This window comes from Bacillus sp. AR4-2 (assembly GCF_008274865.1).
Taxonomy (GTDB): domain Bacteria; phylum Bacillota; class Bacilli; order Bacillales; family Bacillaceae_G; genus Bacillus_A; species Bacillus_A cereus.
Map to the genome: position 1 here is coordinate 2216566 of NZ_CP031062.1, position 18787 is coordinate 2235352.

An 18787-nucleotide genomic window follows, 5' to 3' on the forward strand; every position below is an offset into this window, starting at 1 on the left:
TGTATATAGTCCTTCCTAATAAATTTAGGAAGGACTATATTTTTTGGGGAAATAAGTAATAAATCAATTGAACAATTACTCTTTGTTAAGTTCGTATAAAAAAGTATAAGTTACCCTTTCTCATTTAAGGAATAAGTTATGTAACTTTAAAAATTTCCGGTCAGTAAAAAAAGATGAATTCTTTTAAAAGAATTCATCCATAAAATAAACTATTTATTTTTATTACAGTTACATCCTTTTTTCTTTACATAGCCTTGCTCGGCTAAGTCTCTTTGCGATTGGGAATTGGAAGATTGAGAATTGGAAGATTGAGAGGATGCTGAAGAGCTACTATTTTTATTATAAGAGTAGTTTTTTCGATAGTTATAATTACTCATAGTACTATCACCTCCAATTTAATATATAAATATTATATGTATGTACACTATCAATTGTTACTATTTTTAATAGGAAGAGAAGATACAATAAAAAAATCTCCTTGGTATTTTCCTAGGAGATAAATGATGATTCTTTTGAAAATTTACAAATTAATAGCCCCAGTAAAGAGGAAAGCAATAAGAATCTTGGTGATACGGATTCTGTTGTTGAGCGAGGGGCTGGGTTGGATAATTTTTCATTTCACGGTTTTGATTGCAGTTTGCCGGAGGACCAATTACAGTAGTTGATTGAATAGGGGAAACCGCTTGTTTCCATTGTTGTTCATTGAGACAGTAAGTATGGGCCATCATATGAGCCGGAGTTAACCTTAAAATGTCAGAACCGAAAATAACTTCTGGAGTTGGAGCATTGAAAATAGCTAATAAATGAGTATTATCTGCTGTAGCAATTTCATAATGCCACCACGCTTGTGGAATGTTGGCAACTTGCCCGGGTTTTATCGGTAAGTTTAATATTTGATTCGTAAATGGATTAAGTAAAGAAACAACAGCAGACCCTGAAATACAATAAACAAGTTCAGCTGCATTTTGATGAATATGTGGTTCTACAAAATTTCCTGTACTTAAATAAATATCTAATAATGAAGTATTTTCTAAAGTATTTAATTGTTTAATACCAAGTACATTTATATAATTTTGGGCATCTTTCCGAAAAAAATTACTTTTATTTACATCATAAGTAAAATTGGTTGAGGGGGAGGTATAGTCGATGTTTGCAGTCAATTATATTACCCGCCTTTCTATAGGGAAGTTAGGTTACAAAATTAGGATATGTGTCTAGTCTTTGTTTTGTGCTGTTGTCGGTAGCTTAATAAATTCACTTATTCCATAAAGAATAAGGTGTTAAGACTAAACTATATTCGTATTCCCATTCATACTTTGGATTGATGGAAAAAAGTAATGAAAATGTTAATTTAAAATTACATCAATCATTTATAAGGAGTGAATGTTTATGTCATTTAGTGAAATGATTAGAAATGAAGTACTTAGCTGGGCGGGTGTTTCTGAAAAACCGCATCGATTTGGTGGTATTGAAATAAATTATGGCAAGAAAGAACTTGGCCATCTTCATGGTGATAAATTAGCTGATTTACCATTTCCGAAGTTAAAGCGAGATGAATTAGTGAAGCAAGGCTTGGTAAAACCACATCACGTATTACCTGAATCAGGATGGATCAGTTATTATTTAAAGAGTGAAGAGGATATTCCATTTGCAATTGAGTTATTTCGTATGCAATATGACCGAATTAAAAAGTAATGAAATATAGTAGGGTAATAAAAATTTATTTTTATGTCACATCCCTCCTTAATCGTTCGTCTTGTATGTAGAACGATTAAGGAGGGATTTTATTATGAAGAAATTTGATGTAGCAATTGTTGGCGGTGGGCTTGCTGGATTAACAGCATCTATATATTTAGCGAAAGTTGGAAGGAAAGTGATTGTATTAGAAAAGTCCAGTCAATTCGGTGGCCGAGGGATGACTACAAATAAAAATGGAATCTGCATGAATCTTGGTGCACATGCTTTATATAGAGGCGGGGCAGCGTTTATAACTTTTAATGAGCTCGGTATGACTCTTCCAGGTGGAATACCATCTACAAAAGCACATGGAATATGGAAAGGGGATATATTCACCATCCCAACAGATTTTCGCTCAATTTTATCAACACCACTACTTTCTTGGTCTGCAAAAGTACAATTCTCACGTCTTATGATTCGTTTAGGAAATTTAGATGTAGGAGAAGTTCCGAAAATGAGTCTAACTACATGGGCAGAAAATGAAATAAAAGATCCAATGGTTCGCAATATATTTTATGCGCTATGCCGGACAACAACATATACGTTTGCTCCTACAATACAATTAGCATCATCTGTACTAAAGCAAATACAGCTTTCTATAAAAGAAGGAGTGCTTTATGTAGATGGTGGTTGGGAGACGATAATAACAAAATTAAGAGCTATAGCGAATGATATCGGGGTGCAGTTTTTGGCTAAAAAGCATGTTGTGGAAATTGAGCATTCCGAAGGTAAACAAAGAATACATTGTGTTGATGATGAGGTTTTTGAAGTAGGTACAGTCATCGTGACGACTCCGCCGAAAGAGGCTTGTAAAATAATAAAAGGTGCAGAAGGAACAAGTTTGCATAAATGGAGTGAACAATCGGTACCGGTTACTGTTGGTGCATTAGATATTGGCTTGAGACAATTACCCAATCCTACACATCAATTTGTATTAGGATTAGATCAACCTATATTTTTCACAAATCAATCGAGAGCAGCTAAATTAAGTGAAGACGGATCAATTGCAGTGAGTCTAATTAAGTACCATAATCCTGTGCTAGAGATGAATCATATTCATGAAGATAAAGAACAGTTGGAAAGTACGATGGAGTTGTTACATCCAAATTGGAAAAGAGAAGTTGTTGCACAGCAATATTTACCGAAAATAACAGTAGTACATGGTTTTCCTCATATTGACCGTGTTGAAAAGCCGGGTCCTAATATACCTGAAATGCCAGGTGTTTATGTTGCAGGAGATTGGGCAGGGCATGATGAAATATTAGCTGATGCTGCGGTAGCAAGCGGGAAACGTGCAGCGTTACACATTTTAAAGCAATATGAAAGTGAGGCAGTTCATCATGGAAACGGAGCAGTTATATGAAGCGTATCAATCATTATTATTTTCGTTATCATACAGAATCCTTGGGAGTGTTATGGATGCTGAGGATATCGTTCAGGATGTATTTATCTCGCTAAATAATATAGAAGATCCACAATCTATAGAAAATATGAAAGCATATTTATGTAAGATGGCGACAAATCGTTCAATTGATAAATTACGATCGGCAGCGCATAAACGTAACGTGTATGTAGGGATGTGGTTACCAGAGCCACTTGTAGAAGAGAGTGATGAGCCATCAAAGTCATTTATAATGAAAGAATCCCTTTCCACCGCATATTTATTACTTTTACAACAACTATCTGAGGTAGAAAGGATTGTTTTCATATTAAGAGAGGTTTTCAGTTATGAATACGAAGAAATAGCTTCAATTGTTGATAAGAGTAGTGTGAACTGCAGGAAGATCTTTCAACGTGCACGAAAAAGTATGTTGGAGAAACCGAAGCAATCAAAATTAAGCACGGAGAAAATGGCTTCTTATGTTGAAAAGTTTGTAGCATCATTACAGTGTGGGGATACGGAAGGTATGTTGGAAGTATTAAAAACAGATGCTATACTCAAAGCTGATGGTGGCGGTAAAGTTACGACTGCGATCAATCCAATTTATTCTGCAAATCGAATTATACGTTTGTTCTTTGGGATTGCACAACGATTGACAGAAGAGTACACTGTTGATTTCAAAATGGTAAATGGTATACCAGGAGTTATAGTTACAATAAATAATAAAGTAACATATGTTCTTTCGTTTGCATTTGAGGATGAGAAGATTTCAAATATTTATATGATGGTTAATCCTGAAAAACTTATGCATTTAAATGTAAAAATATAAAAAAGCGCATTTCTTCAGAAATGCGTTTTTTATTATTTTTCTAACATTTCAAGAGGTACATCTTTTTCGCCAGCTACCTCAAATTTAATTTCCCCGTCTTCTTCATAAATACGTGTAATAATCGGTATAGTAATCATTAATTTTTTATGCTGCTTTCGTTTTCGAGCAGCATCTAAGCTAATCACGTTCATTTGTAAGCATCCTTTCTTCTGGAAATATATAAACAAAGAAAATGCGTCCGAAAAGGGCGCTTAATTGAATTTGAAATACCGATTCATTTAAATGGGGTTTATATAATTTAATAACTGCAATTTTTATATGAAATAATATGAATGGAATAATTGCACGTAGAAATTAACTTTACCAAAAAACGAAACAATATGCTATAAAAAATTATAAATCTTTGTCATATAACAGGAAAAAGGTTTTTGTTTCGCATATAATAAAAAGTAGACGGGCAGCAAGAGCTTTTTCATCATATTGCTTGGAAAGGCGATGAAAAGAATGGATACAGTAGATTCATTATTATTGCAACTTGAACAATATGGAGAAGAGCATGATCGAAATAAAAAAACAAGGGAAGAAAAATTACGGAATGTTTCTCGTGAGATGGGGCAATTTTTATCAATTTTAGTAAAAGGGTGTAATGCAAAAAATATCTTAGAAATTGGAACTTCTAATGGTTATTCTACATTGTGGTTGGCTAATGCGGTAGAAGAAACAAATGGAAATGTAACAACTGTAGAGCTTTCTTCAGAACGAGTTGGAGAGGCACTTATCAATTTTGAAAAGGCAAACCTTTTACAAAGGATTGATGTTCACAATCAAGAAGCAGGGGCATTTTTAGATTCACAACTAGATGATTCATTTGATTTTATTTTCCTAGATTCAGAGCGTACGCAATACATGTGGTGGCTTGAACATATAAAACGTATGTTACAACCAAAAGGTTTTCTTGTTGTTGATAATGCAACTTCTCATGCAAGTGAATTAGATGAGTTTATAAAAATGATTGAAGAAGATGATACGTTTGAAACAGTGTTATTAGCGTTTCAAAAGGGAGCATTTGTAGCGCGTAAGAAGAAATAGGATTGAGTGTAATATAATTATCACATTGAAAAAGGGTGTATGTCAAAAGATTGCGTGCAGTAGTATGGGAAGGACGTAATTTATATACGTAACATACGAAGAATCCGCCTTCAGCATGTCGGTCTCTAGGTCTTAAGTCTGAGGAAAATTATGTTGTTTACAGGTATACTTATAGTAAGAAACAGGGAATGACTGCATAAGCAGGTATTTCTTGAAAATTGATTTCATATAGGCTGTTTGCAAATGAAATACAATATATTAGATGAAATATAGTGCACATAAATTCGCACATATAAATAAAGGAGCGATTTTGTTGACTGAACTCGAGAAAAAAGAACCCGTATCAATTGTGAAAGATAATAATGTAGAAGTAGTAGTTGATACAGTTATAAAAGATGAAGAACTTGATGAATTAAATAAAGAAGCCGATCTTTATGTACAAAAGTTAAATAGCGAGCAAAATACAGATTTATCGAAAGTATTGTCGCAGCTAGGAGATTTGGGGGATAAAGAACAACAAGCAGCAGGACAAACGTTATCAGCATTAAAACGTCCTGTCACAGCGATGATGAATGGAAAGAATGAAGAAATTCCAAATACATTGTTAGAATTACGCAAAGTAGTATCAGAGCTTGATCCGAATTCATTAAAAGCAAGTGGTATGAAGAAAATTATGTTTAAAGTATTTAAGAAAAATCCACTTGAAACATACGTGCATAAATATCAATCTATAGATAAGCAAATTGAGGAAATTATTAGATCCCTTCTAATTGGTCGTGATAACTTACAAGAGGATACAGTTGGTCTTGAAATGTTAAAAGAACAATCGCACGATAAAATTCATGCGCTTGATAAACAAGTATACTTAGGGAAAAAGCTTGCTGGCATGCTTGAAGCTGAGAAACAAAACCCAGAGCGTCAAAGGGATATTCCGTTAATTAACGATGCATTAGAAAAGATACTTGTACGTACACGTAATATGCAGCAAGCGAAAAGTGTATTATTACAATCTATAGCTTCTGTAGACATCATTAAGAAAAATAATGAAAAATTAACAGAGGCGATACGTAATGCGATTACGATGACACAAAACGTTGTAACAGTTTCAGCTGCTATTCAGCTTGCATTAACGAATCAACGGAAAACAATTGATGCCGTAAATGCGACGAATGAAGCAATTGAATCGATGGTATTAAGTAATTCTCAAGCGTTAAAACAAAATACAGAAGAAACGACGAAATTGCTTGAAAACCCTGCTATTAGCATGGATAAATTACGTGAATCATTCCAAAATGTGTTCGCTGCAATTGAAGCATCTGAAAAATCGTCAGAACGTATTATTGAGTCAAGCAAGAAGTTCGTTATTGAACTAGACACATTTAATGATGAGATGAAGCAGAAACTCATTCAGCGTCCAAGGAAATAACGGATTATTAGAGGAGGTGAACAAATGAGTTTCATTCAAACAGTACTATTACTACTCGGTACATTGCTTTTAATAGCATTTACTGTCGTTGTTTTAGTCGTATACTTCGGGCGGAAACTGTATTTTTCATGGACGAAGCCATATAAAAGAGCGCAAGATTCTCTAGATAAGATATCAAACAAATCAATACCGTTTCTACAAGAATTTACACAACATCCACTGTTTTATCGCTGGATTCGCACCGAAGGAAAGAAAGAACAAAATACATTAAATACTCTATTTTGTGCATCAGGTCAACGTACGAGAGAGCAAGTCTTCTCGATGTTACCGAAAGAAAAGCAGAAAAAAGTGCATGTAATGGCAAAAACTACGAAAAAGCTTACGAATGAAGATATTGATGTGGCTGCGATGAAAGTGAAAGATTTCTTAAGACAAGAAACGCAGCAAACTGTAAAACCGACAGACTTATCATTTTACAAATTGTATTTTTATGACCGTTATCCAGACGCATTAAATACAATTCAAGCGTATAAACGCTCAATAAATCCTTCATTACAAAGAACGGTTGATGATATTACAATTTCGGTATTAAATGCACTTCCGTACTATCAAGAGCAACGCATGTTTGAACAACAACATAAACTTGAAACATTCTTAATGAAAGATTTAACGGCCATGTTATCGTTGGTAGTACAATTACCACCTTCACAAAGACCAGAGAAGGAAGAAGAACTGAAGATCTACTTGGAAAATTTCAAAAAAGAAATGGAAGTAGTAGAGCGAGATATTCGCGACTCGATTGATCACGATTTAAATGTGAAGATGAGGGCAGCGACTGAGAAGTTTAAGAATAAATAACAAAAAGCGCCTTAAAAGCTAAGTATCACAGCTTTAAGGCGCTTTTTTTATGAGGTTTTATTTTGCACTAGCGGTAGTATGACTAGAAGCCACACTTTCATTATGCAATCGATCAACTGCAGTTACGACATAGGTATACGTTTCTCCGGAAATAGCGGTTTTATCTACATAAATTTCTCCAAGTTTTGTTTTTCTTACAGTAGTAAGTAAATTTTTGGGATTTTGTATATCCACTTCATTTTTCCCATTCACGCGGTAAATAGCGTAATAAGCAGAATCATTATCTCTATTGTCAATGATACCGATTGCAATACCTTCATCTCTTGGAATGGCGCCTTTTAAAGTCGGTTGTTTTGGTGGATCATGATCAAGCCAAGGCATAGGCGGGATTAATGCAGGATGTTTATATATGTTTTTTGAAAGTCTATCTTTAACTCCGAGTGGATTGTTATTAATATCTTTTAAGCTAAAATGCATACTACCTTTTATATCAGGATATAGCCGGTTTAATGCAATTTGTTTTGGATATTCTTCTGGATCAGACCAAGCAGGGACGGAGTTATTATTAATTTTATAGGCCGCTTGACCAATGTATAGGTGAATCGGTTTGTTATTTGTTTCTTTAACCCACCAATCTACTAATATGTCATATGCAGCTGGGGTGAAACCTATATTCCAATATATTTGCGGTGTAATGTAGTCAATATATCCTTTTTGTATCCACTCACGTGTGTCAGCATAAAGGTCATCATAGTTTCTTTGGCCTGCGGTTGTGTTAGAGCCAGTGGGATCGTCAGCTATATTTCGCCATACGCCGAACGGACTAATACCAAACTTTACATATGATTTTTCTTGTTTTATAGCAGTATTTAAATCTTTTACAAGTTCATTTACATTGTTACGTCGCCAATCTTCTATATTTGTAAATCTACCATTATTATATGTTTCGTACGTTTTCTGATCTGGAAATTCTTCACCGGCTACTTTATATGGGTAAAAATAATCATCCATATGCAGCGCATCAATATCGTAATTTTGTACGATTTCTAAAGCGCCTTCTGTTATAAATTTTTTCACTTCCGGAATACCGGGATTGTAATATAACTTTCCGCCATAAGGGACAACCCAATCGGGATGTTGCCTTGCAGGGTGATTATTTGATAATCGATTTATATCGGTGTGATTCATCGTTATTCGGTATGGGTTAATCCAAGCGTGGAATTCTATATTTCTTTTATGAGTTTCTTCAATCATAAATGCGAGCGGGTCATAACCAGGATCTTTTCCTTGTGTTCCTGTAATGTATTCAGACCAAGGACCGTAATTTGAAGGATAGAAAGCATCAGCGGTTGGTTTAATTTGTACAACAACTGCATTCATACCAGTGCTTTTTACATCGTCTAATAATCTTATAAATTCTTGTTTCTGTTTTTCAATGGGTAAGCCAGTTTTTGAGGGCCAATCAATATTCAGAACAGATGCAATCCATACAGCACGTAATTCATGTTTTTTGTACGTAGTATTTACTTCAGCATAAGTAGAGTGAGGGGGAATGAAAGAGAAAGGGATGAACAAGATGACGATACAACATATCATTAATAAACGTTTAACGATCATTTATACGCCTCCCTATCATATGATTATTTAAAATAATATATGAGGCGAGGTTGACTTTGCAATAGAGAAAATTGCATATTGAAACATTAATTTAATAGGAAAAATATTTTTAATGAAATTTACTTTCATTATAACTAAATTCATTTACTACTTCATATGCTTGTTAGTAAAGTGAAACTTCCTTTCATTTGAAGGGTAATAAATTATAAGTATAGGAGGATTAATAAATGAAAGTTTTGTTCGTCTGTTCTGGAGGAATGTCCAGTGCAATTGTTGTAAACGCTTTAAAAAAAGAAGCGGAGAAAAATGGTGTGAACATGGAAGTGCATGCAATTGGAACGAATGAGGTAGAGGAAGAAGTAAAGAATGGCTGGGATGTCGTAATGGTGGCACCTCAAATAAGACACCGATTTGACTCTGTAAAAAAATTTGCAGAGGAGGAATCTATTCCGTGTGGCATCATACCGCCGCAAGCATACACACCGCTTGGCGGCCCGACTTTATTAAAAACTGTAAATGAATTAATCAGTTAGGGGGAAACGTTATGAATAAGTTTGTCACGTTTCTTGATAAAAACTTATCTGGACCGATGGCAAGGCTTTCTGAGCAGAGACATTTACAAGCAATCCGTGATGGAGTTATTTCGGCGTTACCATTTATTATAGTAGGAAGCTTCTTTTTAATAGTAGCATTTCCACCACTGCCGAAAGATAGTTTTATATCAGTTTGGGCATTAAAGAATCAAACAAGTATATTGATACCATATCGTTTAACCATGTTTATTATGTCCTTATATATCGCATTTGGAATAGGATATAATTTAGCGAAAAGTTATAAATTAGATGCTTTATCAGGAGCACAGCTCGCGGTATGTTCACTACTTTTAACATTAACGCCTGAGTTAATTGATAAAAAAGGATTTATGCTTCCGATGACAAATCTCGGAGGTCATGGATTATTTGTGACGATGATTGTTTCTATTTTATCCGTAGAGATTTTAAGGTTTTGTAAGAAGAAAAATGTGATGATTAAAATGCCAGAACAAGTACCGCCATCTGTATCGCGTTCATTTGAAGCACTTATACCTGCAGCATTCGTTATTATTATAATGAGTCTAGTAACTGTCGTTTTTAGCATTGATTTACACCATGTTGTTGATAAATTAGCAGCACCATTAGTAAAAGCTGGGGATAGTTACTTCGGTGTAATGATTCCAGTGTTTTTAATTACGTTTTTTTGGTCATTCGGAATCCATGGTGTGTCGGTTGTTGGAACTGTTGCTCGGCCATTATGGGAAGTATACCTAGGGAAAAATGGTGAAGCAGTTGCTAGTGGAGCAGATCAGTTGCCATTTATTTCACCAGAGCCGTTATATCAATGGTTTATATGGATTGGCGGTTCTGGTGCGACGTTAGGGCTTGTATTAGCTATGATTGTATTTGGTCGATCGAAATATTCGAAAGCATTATCAAGAACTTGTATTGTTCCGGGTATTTTTAATATTAATGAACCAGTCATATTCGGATTACCGATTGTACTAAATCCAATTTTAATTATCCCATTTATCATTACACCACTTGTAACAGCAACTGTTGCATATTCAGCAACTGCGATGGGATTTGTAACACCAACGCATATTATGCCGCCATGGACACTACCTGCTCCAATTGGTGCATATTTAGCAACAGGTGGAGATTGGCGTGCGATTGTATTAGTTTTTATAAATATAGCAATATCGTTCCTTATTTATTTACCATTCTTTAAAATGTACGACAAAAATATGCTTGAAATTGAAAAAAATGGTGACGGGGAATCTGTTAATCCTTAATCTGCACGCTGTTATTTTGAGTGATAGACTTTTTGTCTATCACTTCTTTCACATTAAAACTAGAAAGGGGGAAATAGAATGAATATAAAATTTAGTTATAAAGGCGTATTTTTATTATTATTTGGAGTGATTTGTGCAAATTTACTTTTTGTCCCTTTATTAGGCATGCTAAATCTATCACAAATGCATAGTATCTGGCTTGTTACAAGTATTGCGGCAAGCGTTTTGCTTACGGTAGTTGTTTCTTTCATTGATGGATCGTTTGCATCGAAAGCTCAGTTGTTTTTTAGATTTATATTGTTTTCGATTGGTTGTACGTTCGTTACTTACATGATTGTTTTTTAGTAAATAGGAGGTCATGCACGTTATGTATATTGCAGGGATAATGTCTGGTACTTCATTAGATGGAATAGATGTAGCGCTCGTTCATATAGAAGGAAGTGGTGTAGATTCTAAAATCGAACTCATCCATTTTACTACTGTTCTATTTTGTAATGATATGAAAAATGAGATCCAACAAGCGTTATCAATTGAAACTTCGAATGTCCAACTTATATGTAGTTTAAATTTTAAACTTGGTTTATGCTTCGCCAATGCTGTAAAGGAAGTTTGTAAAGAGGCCAATTTTCCTTTGAGACAATTAGATTTAATAGGCTCTCACGGACAAACGATTTATCATCATCCAAAGCAAGAAGGGAATATTATTTCTTCAACATTGCAAATTGGGGAACCAGCAGTAATAGCATATGAAACGAACACGACGGTTATCTCGAATTTCCGAACGATGGACATGGCGGCAGGGGGACAAGGTGCACCACTTGTACCATATTCAGAGATTATTTTATATCGGCATCAAACTAAAAATAGACTACTACAAAATATTGGTGGGATTGGTAATGTTACAGTGGTTCCAAGTAAACGAAGTAAAGAGAGTGTTATTGCTTTCGATACTGGACCAGGCAACATGGTAATCGATGAAGTATGTCAAAGATTATTTCATGTACCATATGATCAAAATGGTTGGATTGCAAAGCAGGGGGTAGTTGTAGATGAAATTTTAACATACTGTATGAACCATCCATTTTTGAACATGAAACCACCAAAAACAACAGGTAGAGAACAGTTTGGAGAAGCGTTTGTGACTGAATTATTGAATCGATTTAAAAAGCATAGTAAAGAAAATATATTGGCAACTGTCACGATGTTTACAGCATGTTCAATTGTTCATCATTATAAGGCGTTTATTTTGCCGTATTATGAAATTGATGAGGTGATTTTAGGTGGTGGTGGAAGTTATAATAATACACTTGTTGAAATGTTACGGAATGGATTAAGAGAAGAGAAATGTAGCATATGTATACAAGAAGATATTGGTCATTCTTCAGCAGCGAAAGAAGCAATTGCATTTGCTATTTTAGCAAACGAAACGTATCATCGTAATCCGAGTAATGTGCCGAGCGCAACAGGTGCTAAGAATTCCGTAATTTTAGGGAATATAACATTCCCTCCATACGCAGATGAAAATGAGGCGAACATATGAAGTATATGATTGGAGTAGATGGCGGGGGAACGAAGACCGAGGCAATTGCATTTGATAAAGACGGAAATGAACTTGTAAGAGCTACCAGTGGTTTTGGAAACATATTAATAGATTTTGAAGAAGCTCTTGTGCATATTATGGAAGCAATTAATCAATGCCAGAAGAGTTTAATAAATGGGCATTGCGTTTGTGTTTGTTTAGGATTAGCTGGTATAAGCGGAGCGAATACAAATGAATTAACATTACATTTAAAAAAGAAATACGGAACAAAAATTGAAATTTTTAATGATGCAATGATCGCACATGCAGCTGCTTTAAAAGGTAAGGATGGAATATTAACTATAGGTGGTACAGGTGCAATTTGTATAGGAATGAAAGGAGAAGTATATCAGTATAGCGGTGGATGGGGACATATTTTAGGAGATGAGGGGAGCGGATATTGGATTGCATTACAAGCTTTAAAGAAAATGGCAATTCAGTTCGATCAAGGAATCAGTCTTTGTCCATTGAGTTTGAATATTCAAAGGCAGTTTCAACTTTTGACACCGTCTCATATAAAAAGCTTAGTATATACTTCTTCTAAAGATAAAATTGCAGCAATCGCCCCATTAGTTATTCAGGAAGCGAGAGATGGCAATGATGATGCGCATGAAATTATGATGCAAGCTGGAAAGGAATTAGCAAGGATTACAGTAAATGTTTATAACAAGTTGAACTTTAAGCACTCAACGCCAATTGCAGCAAGTGGCAGTATATTGCGTTTAGTTCCTGAAATATTTGCTGTATTTAAGAAATGCTGTGAAGAAAGTATGAAAGAAATTACATTCGTATCACAAGCAGAAATGGCAGTGAAAGGAACATATTATTTAATGAGGGATATATATTTTTAAAAATAGGTATGAGAATTTTTGTATGATTTGTAAAAATATGATGTTAAAATGTATAAAGGGATGTATGTTAAAAACGTACAATATACGTAGTAATTGAATATTGTATATGTATTCCCATGTAGAAAGTGAATGATTACATGATTAATAGTATGCAGTTTTTATATTTGGTGGCTTCTTATTTAATTGGAAACATATTGACCGCTTATATAGTAACAAAATTGAGACATAACGTTGATATTAGGGATGAAGGAAGCGGAAATCCTGGCGCAAGAAATATGGGGCGCGTATATGGAAAAGGGTATTTCATCGCTACATTTTTAGGTGATGCAATTAAAGGGGCAATCGTTGTTGCTGTAGCAAAATATCTTTTTGAAGATCCTACATTCGTAATGTTAACATTATTGGCCGTTATTATTGGACATATTTATCCAGTTTTATTTAAAGGCAAGGGCGGTAAAGGTATTTCAACATTTATAGGAGGACTAATCGCATTTGATTATTTGATAGCGCTTACCCTCTTAGGCATTTTTATTGTATTTTATTTAATATTTAAAGGGTTTACGAAGCCAGGACTAATTACGATTGCTTGTTTACCAATTTGTATGATTCTTTATTCTTATTCTATTGTTACCACTATATTAAGTGGAATAATTATTGTACTTATTCTATATGTAAATCGAGAATAAAATGAGTGTTTAATAAGTGGGGATAATCTCCACTTATCATTTTTTATTAAATAGATAAAGGAGATAAGGCATGGGGTTAATTTATAAAGTTGCTGATCAAGATTGGGAATTTGAAAGTATACATAAATTGAATTATAAAACTTTTGTAGAAGAGATACCACAACATGAAGAAACGAAAGAACGGTTTCGTATAGATCGGTTTCATAAAGAAAATACATATTTAATTTGTTTAGATGAGGATAGATTAGTAGGTATGGTCGCAGTGCGGGGAAAACGACCATTTTCGTTAGATTATAAAATTTCAAATTTAGATATTTATTTGCAAGAGCATGGAGAAAAAGTGTATGAAATTCGTTTACTTTCAGTAGAACGTGAATATAGAAATGGAAGAGCGTTGTTAGGATTAATTCGTTTTCTACATCGTTATTTGCTTCTAAATGGATATGAATTAGCACTCATTTCTGCAACAACACGTGAACTAGCTTTATATGAGCAAATGGGATTCAAATTTTTCCATACGTTAGTTGGTACAGAAGAAGCAGCCTTCCAGCCAATGTATGTTACCCCTGCTATGTTTGAAGAGTCGAGTGTTGGGGGGATTATGACGAAAGAATATACGTTTTTACCTGGTCCAGTAGATATTGAAGAGAACGTTCGAAAGGCATTTTCTACGCGACCTATTTCCCATCGCTCTAAGTCATTTCAAGTGATGATGGACAATGTGAAAAAACGGTTACTTCACATGACAAAAGCAAAACATGTACAGCTTATGTTAGGAACAGGGACGTTAGCAAATGATGCGATTGCTTTACAGTTACGTTCTTTAAAAGGGAAAGGACTAGTATTAACAAATGGGGAATTTGGTAATAGATTAGTTGGACATGCAAAACGAGCACGGTTACATTTTGATACTTATAAAAAGGAAATGGGAGATCCATTTATTTATACCGAATTAGAAGAAATTATGACAACTGGAAATTATGAATGGATTTGGTTTGTTCATCATGAAACATCTACTGGAATGTTAAACGATTTAAACGAGCTAAATACTCTTTGTAACGAGAATCAAATGAAACTGTGTGTAGATTGCATAAGCTCAATTGGAGCAATACCATTAGACTTGAAGGATGTGTATTTTGCAAGTGGTGTTAGCGGTAAAGCGATTAAATCATATACAGGAATTTCTTTCGTTTTTCATAACCACATTGTAAAAATAAACGAGGCTGTGCCGGCCTATATGGACATTGGCATGTATGAAGAAAATGAAAGTATTCCATACTCACAATCATGGAATTTAATTTATGCATTGCAAGAAGCGTTGAAGAGATTTGAAGATGAAAAGGTATTTGTAAAAATTAAAGAGACATACGAGTATATTGAAGAAGTTATTACTGATATGGGGTTAAAGCTTGTTTCACCTAAAGAACATGCCGCGAAAATTATATTTACAATTCAAATAAGCGAAGGTCAGTCTTCTAAAACGGTAGGTGATGCGTTAGCTTTACAAGGATATATTGTCCATTATGAATCAGCGTATTTACAAAAGAATAACTGGATCCAAATTGCATGCCTGAATCATTATAAAGAACGTGATATGAAGAGGATGTTAAATTGTTTGCAAATGTGTTTATTTCAGAGTGGGGTACATATATAAAGACTTTTTCTTTTCGTATAAAGGAGCTACGACTTACGAAAACTTAGGAATAGAACATTGGAAGAGGTGTAAGTATGATAACTAGAAAACTCCCATTACATATAGACGATATTAAAAAAGCTCACAAGATTCTAGATAGAAATGCTCGTAAAACGCCATTAGTAAAATCTTTTTACTTGACTAGTAAAACGGGCGGAGAAATTCATTTGAAATTAGAAAATATGCAGTTAACGGGTTCTTTTAAATTCCGTGGCGCATTTAATAAAATGTCGCGGCTCACGGATCAAGAAAAAGAAAAAGGTGTAATTGCATGTTCAGCAGGTAATCATGCGCAAGGAGTTGCATTATCAGCGCATTTACTTGGTATTAAGAGTAAAATTGTTATGCCAATTTCTGCACCTCAGGCGAAAGTGGAAGCAACTAAAGGATATGGATCTGAAGTGATTTTACATGGTGAAACCTTTGATGATGCAAAGGCAAAATGTGAAGAAATTATAAGGGAAACAGGTGAGACATACTTACATCCATATGATGATGTAGAGGTAATGGCTGGGCAAGGTACAATTGGATTAGACATTCTGGATGATATGTGGGATGTTGATACTGTCATTGTACCAATCGGTGGAGGCGGAATTATTTCTGGTATTTCTGTAGCATTGAAATCTTTTAATCCATCCATTAATATAATTGGTGTCCAAGCAGATAATGTTCATGGAATGAAGGCATCTTACGATAAAGGAGCAATCGTAGAACACTATGAGGCGCCTACTATTGCAGATGGTTGCGCAGTTAAAATACCAGGTGAATTAACATTTGAAATTGTAAAAGAATTAGTAGATGATATTGTAACTGTATCAGAAAAAGAGCTGGAAGTAGCGATGAAAGATTTATTACAACGTGGGAAAGCTGTTGTAGAAGGTGCAGGTGCATTAGCAACTGCTGCACTTCTTGCAGGAAAAGTTGATAGTTATATAAAAGGGAAAAAAGTAGTGGCTGTTATATCTGGTGGGAACGTGGACTTACAGCGCATATCAAGTGTATGTGAGCACTTTTTTGTCGCTAATGAAGTGAAATAGTTTTATGAAAGAAGAGCTAAGAGAAATGATCTTAGCTCTTACTTTTTGTCTACCGTTTACTGTAAGTAGAAATAAACTTGCAAAATTTGCTGTTTAAAAATTATTTTATTTAAGCGCCTATTTTTACACATATCTTTAATGTTATAATAATTATTTCAATATTGTCGAAACGTAAGCAGAAATTTAATATAATAGTTTTAATGTGCTAATGAGCGGTGAGGAGGGTAGGGCATGAATAAAGAAGAACAGGTCATGAACGGTTTCAGGGAATTATATAATAAGCTGGTTTGGCTTAATAAAGATAAGATGGAAGAGGGTCTTAAAGGTTTTAAGTCTTCTGAAGTCCACTGCATTGAATATATTGAAAACAATGCAGATTCTAACGTGACACAACTCGCAGAGGCTTTTTATGTGACTCGCGGTGCTATAAGTAGAATGACTAAGAAGCTCATACAAAAAGGCCTTGTTGAAAGCTACCAAAAGTCAGAAAATAAGAAAGAAATTTATTTTAGGCTTACCGAACAAGGGAAAGAAATTTATAAAATCCATGAAAATCTGCACAAAGAGTTTCAAGAGCGAGATAAAGCTGTATTTGAACAAGTAACTGAAGAAGAATTCAACAGTATAATTAGCTTTGTGGAAAAGTATAGTAGACATTTGGATGCGGAAATAAAGAAACAAGGTATACATATTAAATCGTAATATATTTTAATAATAAAGTGAAACTTTAATCAGTGGGGGGGCTTCATCTCCACTGATTATCAGCCCTCACCAATCGGGCTTTTACGGGCAGCCTTACTCTAATGAGAATAGGCTGCTTTTTTATTATTTTATTTTTGTTGACTAATCAACAAAATAGAGTTATTATTTTGTTGACAAAGCAACAATTTTTTTAGGAGAGAAGTTAAATGTCTATATTTAGATTGAAAAATGAAAGGGGAACTGAAAAAAGCATAGATAAACATGCTTTACTATTCGGACTTATTTCTGTATTTCTTTGTGGTATAGGTTTCAGTATCATCATGCCTGTAGTCCCATTCTTAGTACAGCCATATACAAGTAATCCGGAAGAACAAGCATTGGTTGTTACACTACTAACTTCCGTATATGCGGCCTGCGTGTTTTTAACTGCACCAGTACTCGGAGCTTTAAGCGATAAGTATGGCCGTCGTCCATTACTTTTAATATGCTTATTTGGTTCTGCAATTGGGTACTTAGTTTTGGGAATAGGAGGAGCTTTATGGGTACTATTTGCTGGACGCATAATAGAAGGTATAACAGGTGGGAGCATAAGTACTATCTTCGCATATTTTGCAGACATTATTCCAAAAGAGCAGAGAACGAAATACTTTGGATGGGTGAGTGCAGTTGTAGGTGCGGGAACTATCATTGGCCCAACCATTGGGGGGGTACTTGCCAAGTTTGGTGATACTGTACCTATGTATTTTGGTGCAATCATAACGTTAATAAATGTTGTATATGGGATCAAATATATGCCAGAGAGCCTTGACAAAAATAATAGATTGAAAGAGATTACTTTTGTAAGGTTGAATCCTTTTGCACAGCTAGCAAACATACTTTCCATGAAAAATTTAAAATGGTTACTTGTCTCGGCGTTTTTACTTTGGATACCTAACGGATCTTTACAAGCAATTTTTACACAATTTACAATGGATACTTTCAGTTGGAAACCTGCATCAATCGGACTTATGTTTTCAATTTTGGGCTTTCAAGACATTGTTTCACAAAGTTTTATCATGCCAAAGCTTTTAATCAAGCTTAGTGATAAACAAATAGCAATTCTTGGGATGGTTTCGGAGATTATAGGCTACAGTTTTATTGCAGCATCAGCTTTGTTTTCGGTGTATCCACTACTTATCGTCGGAATGTTAATGTTCGGCTTTGGTGATTCAATTTTCGGGCCTTCATTCAACGGGATGCTTTCAAAGTCTGTTAGTTCTAGTGAACAAGGAAGGATTCAAGGTGGAAGCCAATCTATTCAAGCTTTAGCAAGAATGATTGGTCCTATTATTGGAGGGCAAATCTATGTATCGCTTGGTCATGCTGCACCTGCTTTTATGGGTGTGATCCTTATAGTCGCGGCAATAGCAGTTTTGTATAGGGGGACACGTGCAACTGTATAACAGATAGATATAAGAACAAATAATAGGGTGAC

The 18787-nt window shown here is 34.6% G+C and carries 19 protein-coding genes; 16 read left to right on the forward strand and 3 right to left on the reverse strand.

Going from position 1 to position 18787, the window contains the following annotated elements:
- Positions 1-527: 527 nt before the first annotated feature.
- Positions 528-1160, reverse strand: coding sequence for a cupin domain-containing protein (locus tag DN399_RS11510; protein ID WP_149149570.1), 633 nt, complete (start codon positions 1158-1160; stop codon positions 528-530).
- 229 nt (positions 1161-1389) lie between these two features.
- Here DN399_RS11510 and DN399_RS11515 point away from each other — a divergent pair, with 229 nt between their 5' ends.
- From DN399_RS11515 to DN399_RS11525, 3 genes are all read left to right on the forward strand, one after another.
- The gene (locus tag DN399_RS11515) at positions 1390-1695 is read left to right on the forward strand and encodes a luciferase domain-containing protein (protein WP_000010319.1); all 306 of its coding nucleotides are present in this window, start codon (positions 1390-1392) and stop codon (positions 1693-1695) included.
- A gap of 94 nt (positions 1696-1789) precedes the next feature.
- Positions 1790-3100, forward strand: a complete 1311-nt coding sequence (locus DN399_RS11520) for a phytoene desaturase family protein (RefSeq protein ID WP_149149571.1) — start codon at positions 1790-1792, stop codon at positions 3098-3100.
- Positions 3078-3947, forward strand: a complete 870-nt coding sequence (locus tag DN399_RS11525) for a sigma-70 family RNA polymerase sigma factor (RefSeq protein ID WP_046392690.1) — start codon at positions 3078-3080, stop codon at positions 3945-3947. Before DN399_RS11520 ends, DN399_RS11525 begins: the two co-directional genes overlap by 23 nt.
- A gap of 32 nt (positions 3948-3979) precedes the next feature.
- On the opposite strand, the gene DN399_RS28060 is transcribed toward DN399_RS11525, so the two are convergent.
- Positions 3980-4138, reverse strand: coding sequence for a hypothetical protein (locus DN399_RS28060; protein ID WP_001100984.1), 159 nt, complete (start codon positions 4136-4138; stop codon positions 3980-3982).
- Between the two features lie 304 nt (positions 4139-4442).
- On the opposite strand from DN399_RS28060, the gene DN399_RS11530 reads away from it, so the two are divergent.
- The 3 genes from DN399_RS11530 to DN399_RS11540 all read left to right on the forward strand — a co-directional run bounded on the left by DN399_RS11530 (position 4443) and on the right by DN399_RS11540 (position 7320).
- The gene (locus DN399_RS11530) at positions 4443-5036 is read left to right on the forward strand and encodes an O-methyltransferase (protein WP_046393153.1); all 594 of its coding nucleotides are present in this window, start codon (positions 4443-4445) and stop codon (positions 5034-5036) included.
- Positions 5037-5349: 313 nt separating this feature from the next.
- A complete protein-coding gene (locus DN399_RS11535; RefSeq protein ID WP_000137402.1) occupies positions 5350-6462 on the forward strand; it encodes a toxic anion resistance protein in 1113 nt (370 codons plus the stop codon).
- 24 nt (positions 6463-6486) lie between these two features.
- Entirely contained in the window at positions 6487-7320 is an 834-nt protein-coding gene (locus DN399_RS11540) for a DUF3974 domain-containing protein (protein ID WP_000008372.1), read from the forward strand.
- A gap of 57 nt (positions 7321-7377) precedes the next feature.
- Here the strand turns inward: DN399_RS11540 and DN399_RS11545 are convergent, their stop codons facing one another.
- Entirely contained in the window at positions 7378-8937 is a 1560-nt protein-coding gene (locus tag DN399_RS11545; RefSeq protein WP_149149572.1) for a glycoside hydrolase family 10-like protein, read from the reverse strand.
- Positions 8938-9164: 227 nt separating this feature from the next.
- Here DN399_RS11545 and DN399_RS11550 point away from each other — a divergent pair, with 227 nt between their 5' ends.
- The 10 genes from DN399_RS11550 to DN399_RS11595 all read left to right on the forward strand — a co-directional run bounded on the left by DN399_RS11550 (position 9165) and on the right by DN399_RS11595 (position 18755).
- Positions 9165-9470: a PTS sugar transporter subunit IIB gene (locus tag DN399_RS11550; protein ID WP_000865907.1), complete on the forward strand. Its 306-nt coding sequence runs from the start codon at positions 9165-9167 to the stop codon at positions 9468-9470.
- 11 nt (positions 9471-9481) lie between these two features.
- On the forward strand, positions 9482-10765 hold the full coding sequence (locus tag DN399_RS11555) for a PTS sugar transporter subunit IIC (protein ID WP_001032280.1): 1284 nt from the start codon (positions 9482-9484) through the stop codon (positions 10763-10765).
- A gap of 78 nt (positions 10766-10843) precedes the next feature.
- Positions 10844-11110, forward strand: coding sequence for a hypothetical protein (locus tag DN399_RS11560; protein ID WP_001021963.1), 267 nt, complete (start codon positions 10844-10846; stop codon positions 11108-11110).
- A gap of 22 nt (positions 11111-11132) precedes the next feature.
- On the forward strand, positions 11133-12305 hold the full coding sequence (gene anmK / locus DN399_RS11565) for an anhydro-N-acetylmuramic acid kinase AnmK (protein WP_149149573.1): 1173 nt from the start codon (positions 11133-11135) through the stop codon (positions 12303-12305).
- Positions 12302-13195: a BadF/BadG/BcrA/BcrD ATPase family protein gene (locus DN399_RS11570; protein ID WP_000876585.1), complete on the forward strand. Its 894-nt coding sequence runs from the start codon at positions 12302-12304 to the stop codon at positions 13193-13195. Before anmK ends, DN399_RS11570 begins: the two co-directional genes overlap by 4 nt.
- A gap of 137 nt (positions 13196-13332) precedes the next feature.
- Positions 13333-13881, forward strand: a complete 549-nt coding sequence (plsY, locus tag DN399_RS11575) for a glycerol-3-phosphate 1-O-acyltransferase PlsY (RefSeq protein ID WP_000610870.1) — start codon at positions 13333-13335, stop codon at positions 13879-13881.
- 70 nt (positions 13882-13951) lie between these two features.
- Positions 13952-15535, forward strand: coding sequence for an aminotransferase class V-fold PLP-dependent enzyme (locus tag DN399_RS11580; protein WP_000523059.1), 1584 nt, complete (start codon positions 13952-13954; stop codon positions 15533-15535).
- 74 nt (positions 15536-15609) lie between these two features.
- Positions 15610-16611 (forward strand): bifunctional threonine ammonia-lyase/L-serine ammonia-lyase TdcB, encoded by a 1002-nt coding sequence (tdcB, locus tag DN399_RS11585; protein WP_000632953.1) that lies wholly within the window; start codon positions 15610-15612, stop codon positions 16609-16611.
- A 231-nt stretch (positions 16612-16842) separates the two neighbouring features.
- Positions 16843-17313: a MarR family transcriptional regulator gene (locus tag DN399_RS11590; RefSeq protein ID WP_001030904.1), complete on the forward strand. Its 471-nt coding sequence runs from the start codon at positions 16843-16845 to the stop codon at positions 17311-17313.
- A 206-nt stretch (positions 17314-17519) separates the two neighbouring features.
- Positions 17520-18755, forward strand: a complete 1236-nt coding sequence (locus tag DN399_RS11595; protein ID WP_149149574.1) for an MFS transporter — start codon at positions 17520-17522, stop codon at positions 18753-18755.
- The last annotated feature ends 32 nt before the right edge of the window (positions 18756-18787 follow it).

Bases quoted from the DNA above. Each gene is read 5' to 3' on its own strand.
- DN399_RS11590 (WP_001030904.1), top strand. From the start codon at position 16,843: ATGAATAAAGAAGAACAGGTCATGAACGGTTTCAGGGAATTATATAAT.
- DN399_RS11570 (WP_000876585.1), top strand. From the start codon at position 12,302: ATGAAGTATATGATTGGAGTAGATGGCGGGGGAACGAAGACCGAGGCA.
- DN399_RS11545 (WP_149149572.1), bottom strand. From the start codon at position 8,937: ATGATCGTTAAACGTTTATTAATGATATGTTGTATCGTCATCTTGTTC.
- DN399_RS28060 (WP_001100984.1), bottom strand. From the start codon at position 4,138: ATGAACGTGATTAGCTTAGATGCTGCTCGAAAACGAAAGCAGCATAAA.
- tdcB (WP_000632953.1), top strand. From the start codon at position 15,610: ATGATAACTAGAAAACTCCCATTACATATAGACGATATTAAAAAAGCT.
- anmK (WP_149149573.1), top strand. From the start codon at position 11,133: ATGTATATTGCAGGGATAATGTCTGGTACTTCATTAGATGGAATAGAT.
- DN399_RS11520 (WP_149149571.1), top strand. From the start codon at position 1,790: ATGAAGAAATTTGATGTAGCAATTGTTGGCGGTGGGCTTGCTGGATTA.
- DN399_RS11530 (WP_046393153.1), top strand. From the start codon at position 4,443: ATGAAAAGAATGGATACAGTAGATTCATTATTATTGCAACTTGAACAA.
- plsY (WP_000610870.1), top strand. From the start codon at position 13,333: ATGATTAATAGTATGCAGTTTTTATATTTGGTGGCTTCTTATTTAATT.
- DN399_RS11595 (WP_149149574.1), top strand. From the start codon at position 17,520: ATGTCTATATTTAGATTGAAAAATGAAAGGGGAACTGAAAAAAGCATA.
- DN399_RS11540 (WP_000008372.1), top strand. From the start codon at position 6,487: ATGAGTTTCATTCAAACAGTACTATTACTACTCGGTACATTGCTTTTA.
- DN399_RS11555 (WP_001032280.1), top strand. From the start codon at position 9,482: ATGAATAAGTTTGTCACGTTTCTTGATAAAAACTTATCTGGACCGATG.
- DN399_RS11515 (WP_000010319.1), top strand. From the start codon at position 1,390: ATGTCATTTAGTGAAATGATTAGAAATGAAGTACTTAGCTGGGCGGGT.
- DN399_RS11560 (WP_001021963.1), top strand. From the start codon at position 10,844: ATGAATATAAAATTTAGTTATAAAGGCGTATTTTTATTATTATTTGGA.
- DN399_RS11525 (WP_046392690.1), top strand. From the start codon at position 3,078: ATGGAAACGGAGCAGTTATATGAAGCGTATCAATCATTATTATTTTCG.
- DN399_RS11550 (WP_000865907.1), top strand. From the start codon at position 9,165: ATGAAAGTTTTGTTCGTCTGTTCTGGAGGAATGTCCAGTGCAATTGTT.
- DN399_RS11580 (WP_000523059.1), top strand. From the start codon at position 13,952: ATGGGGTTAATTTATAAAGTTGCTGATCAAGATTGGGAATTTGAAAGT.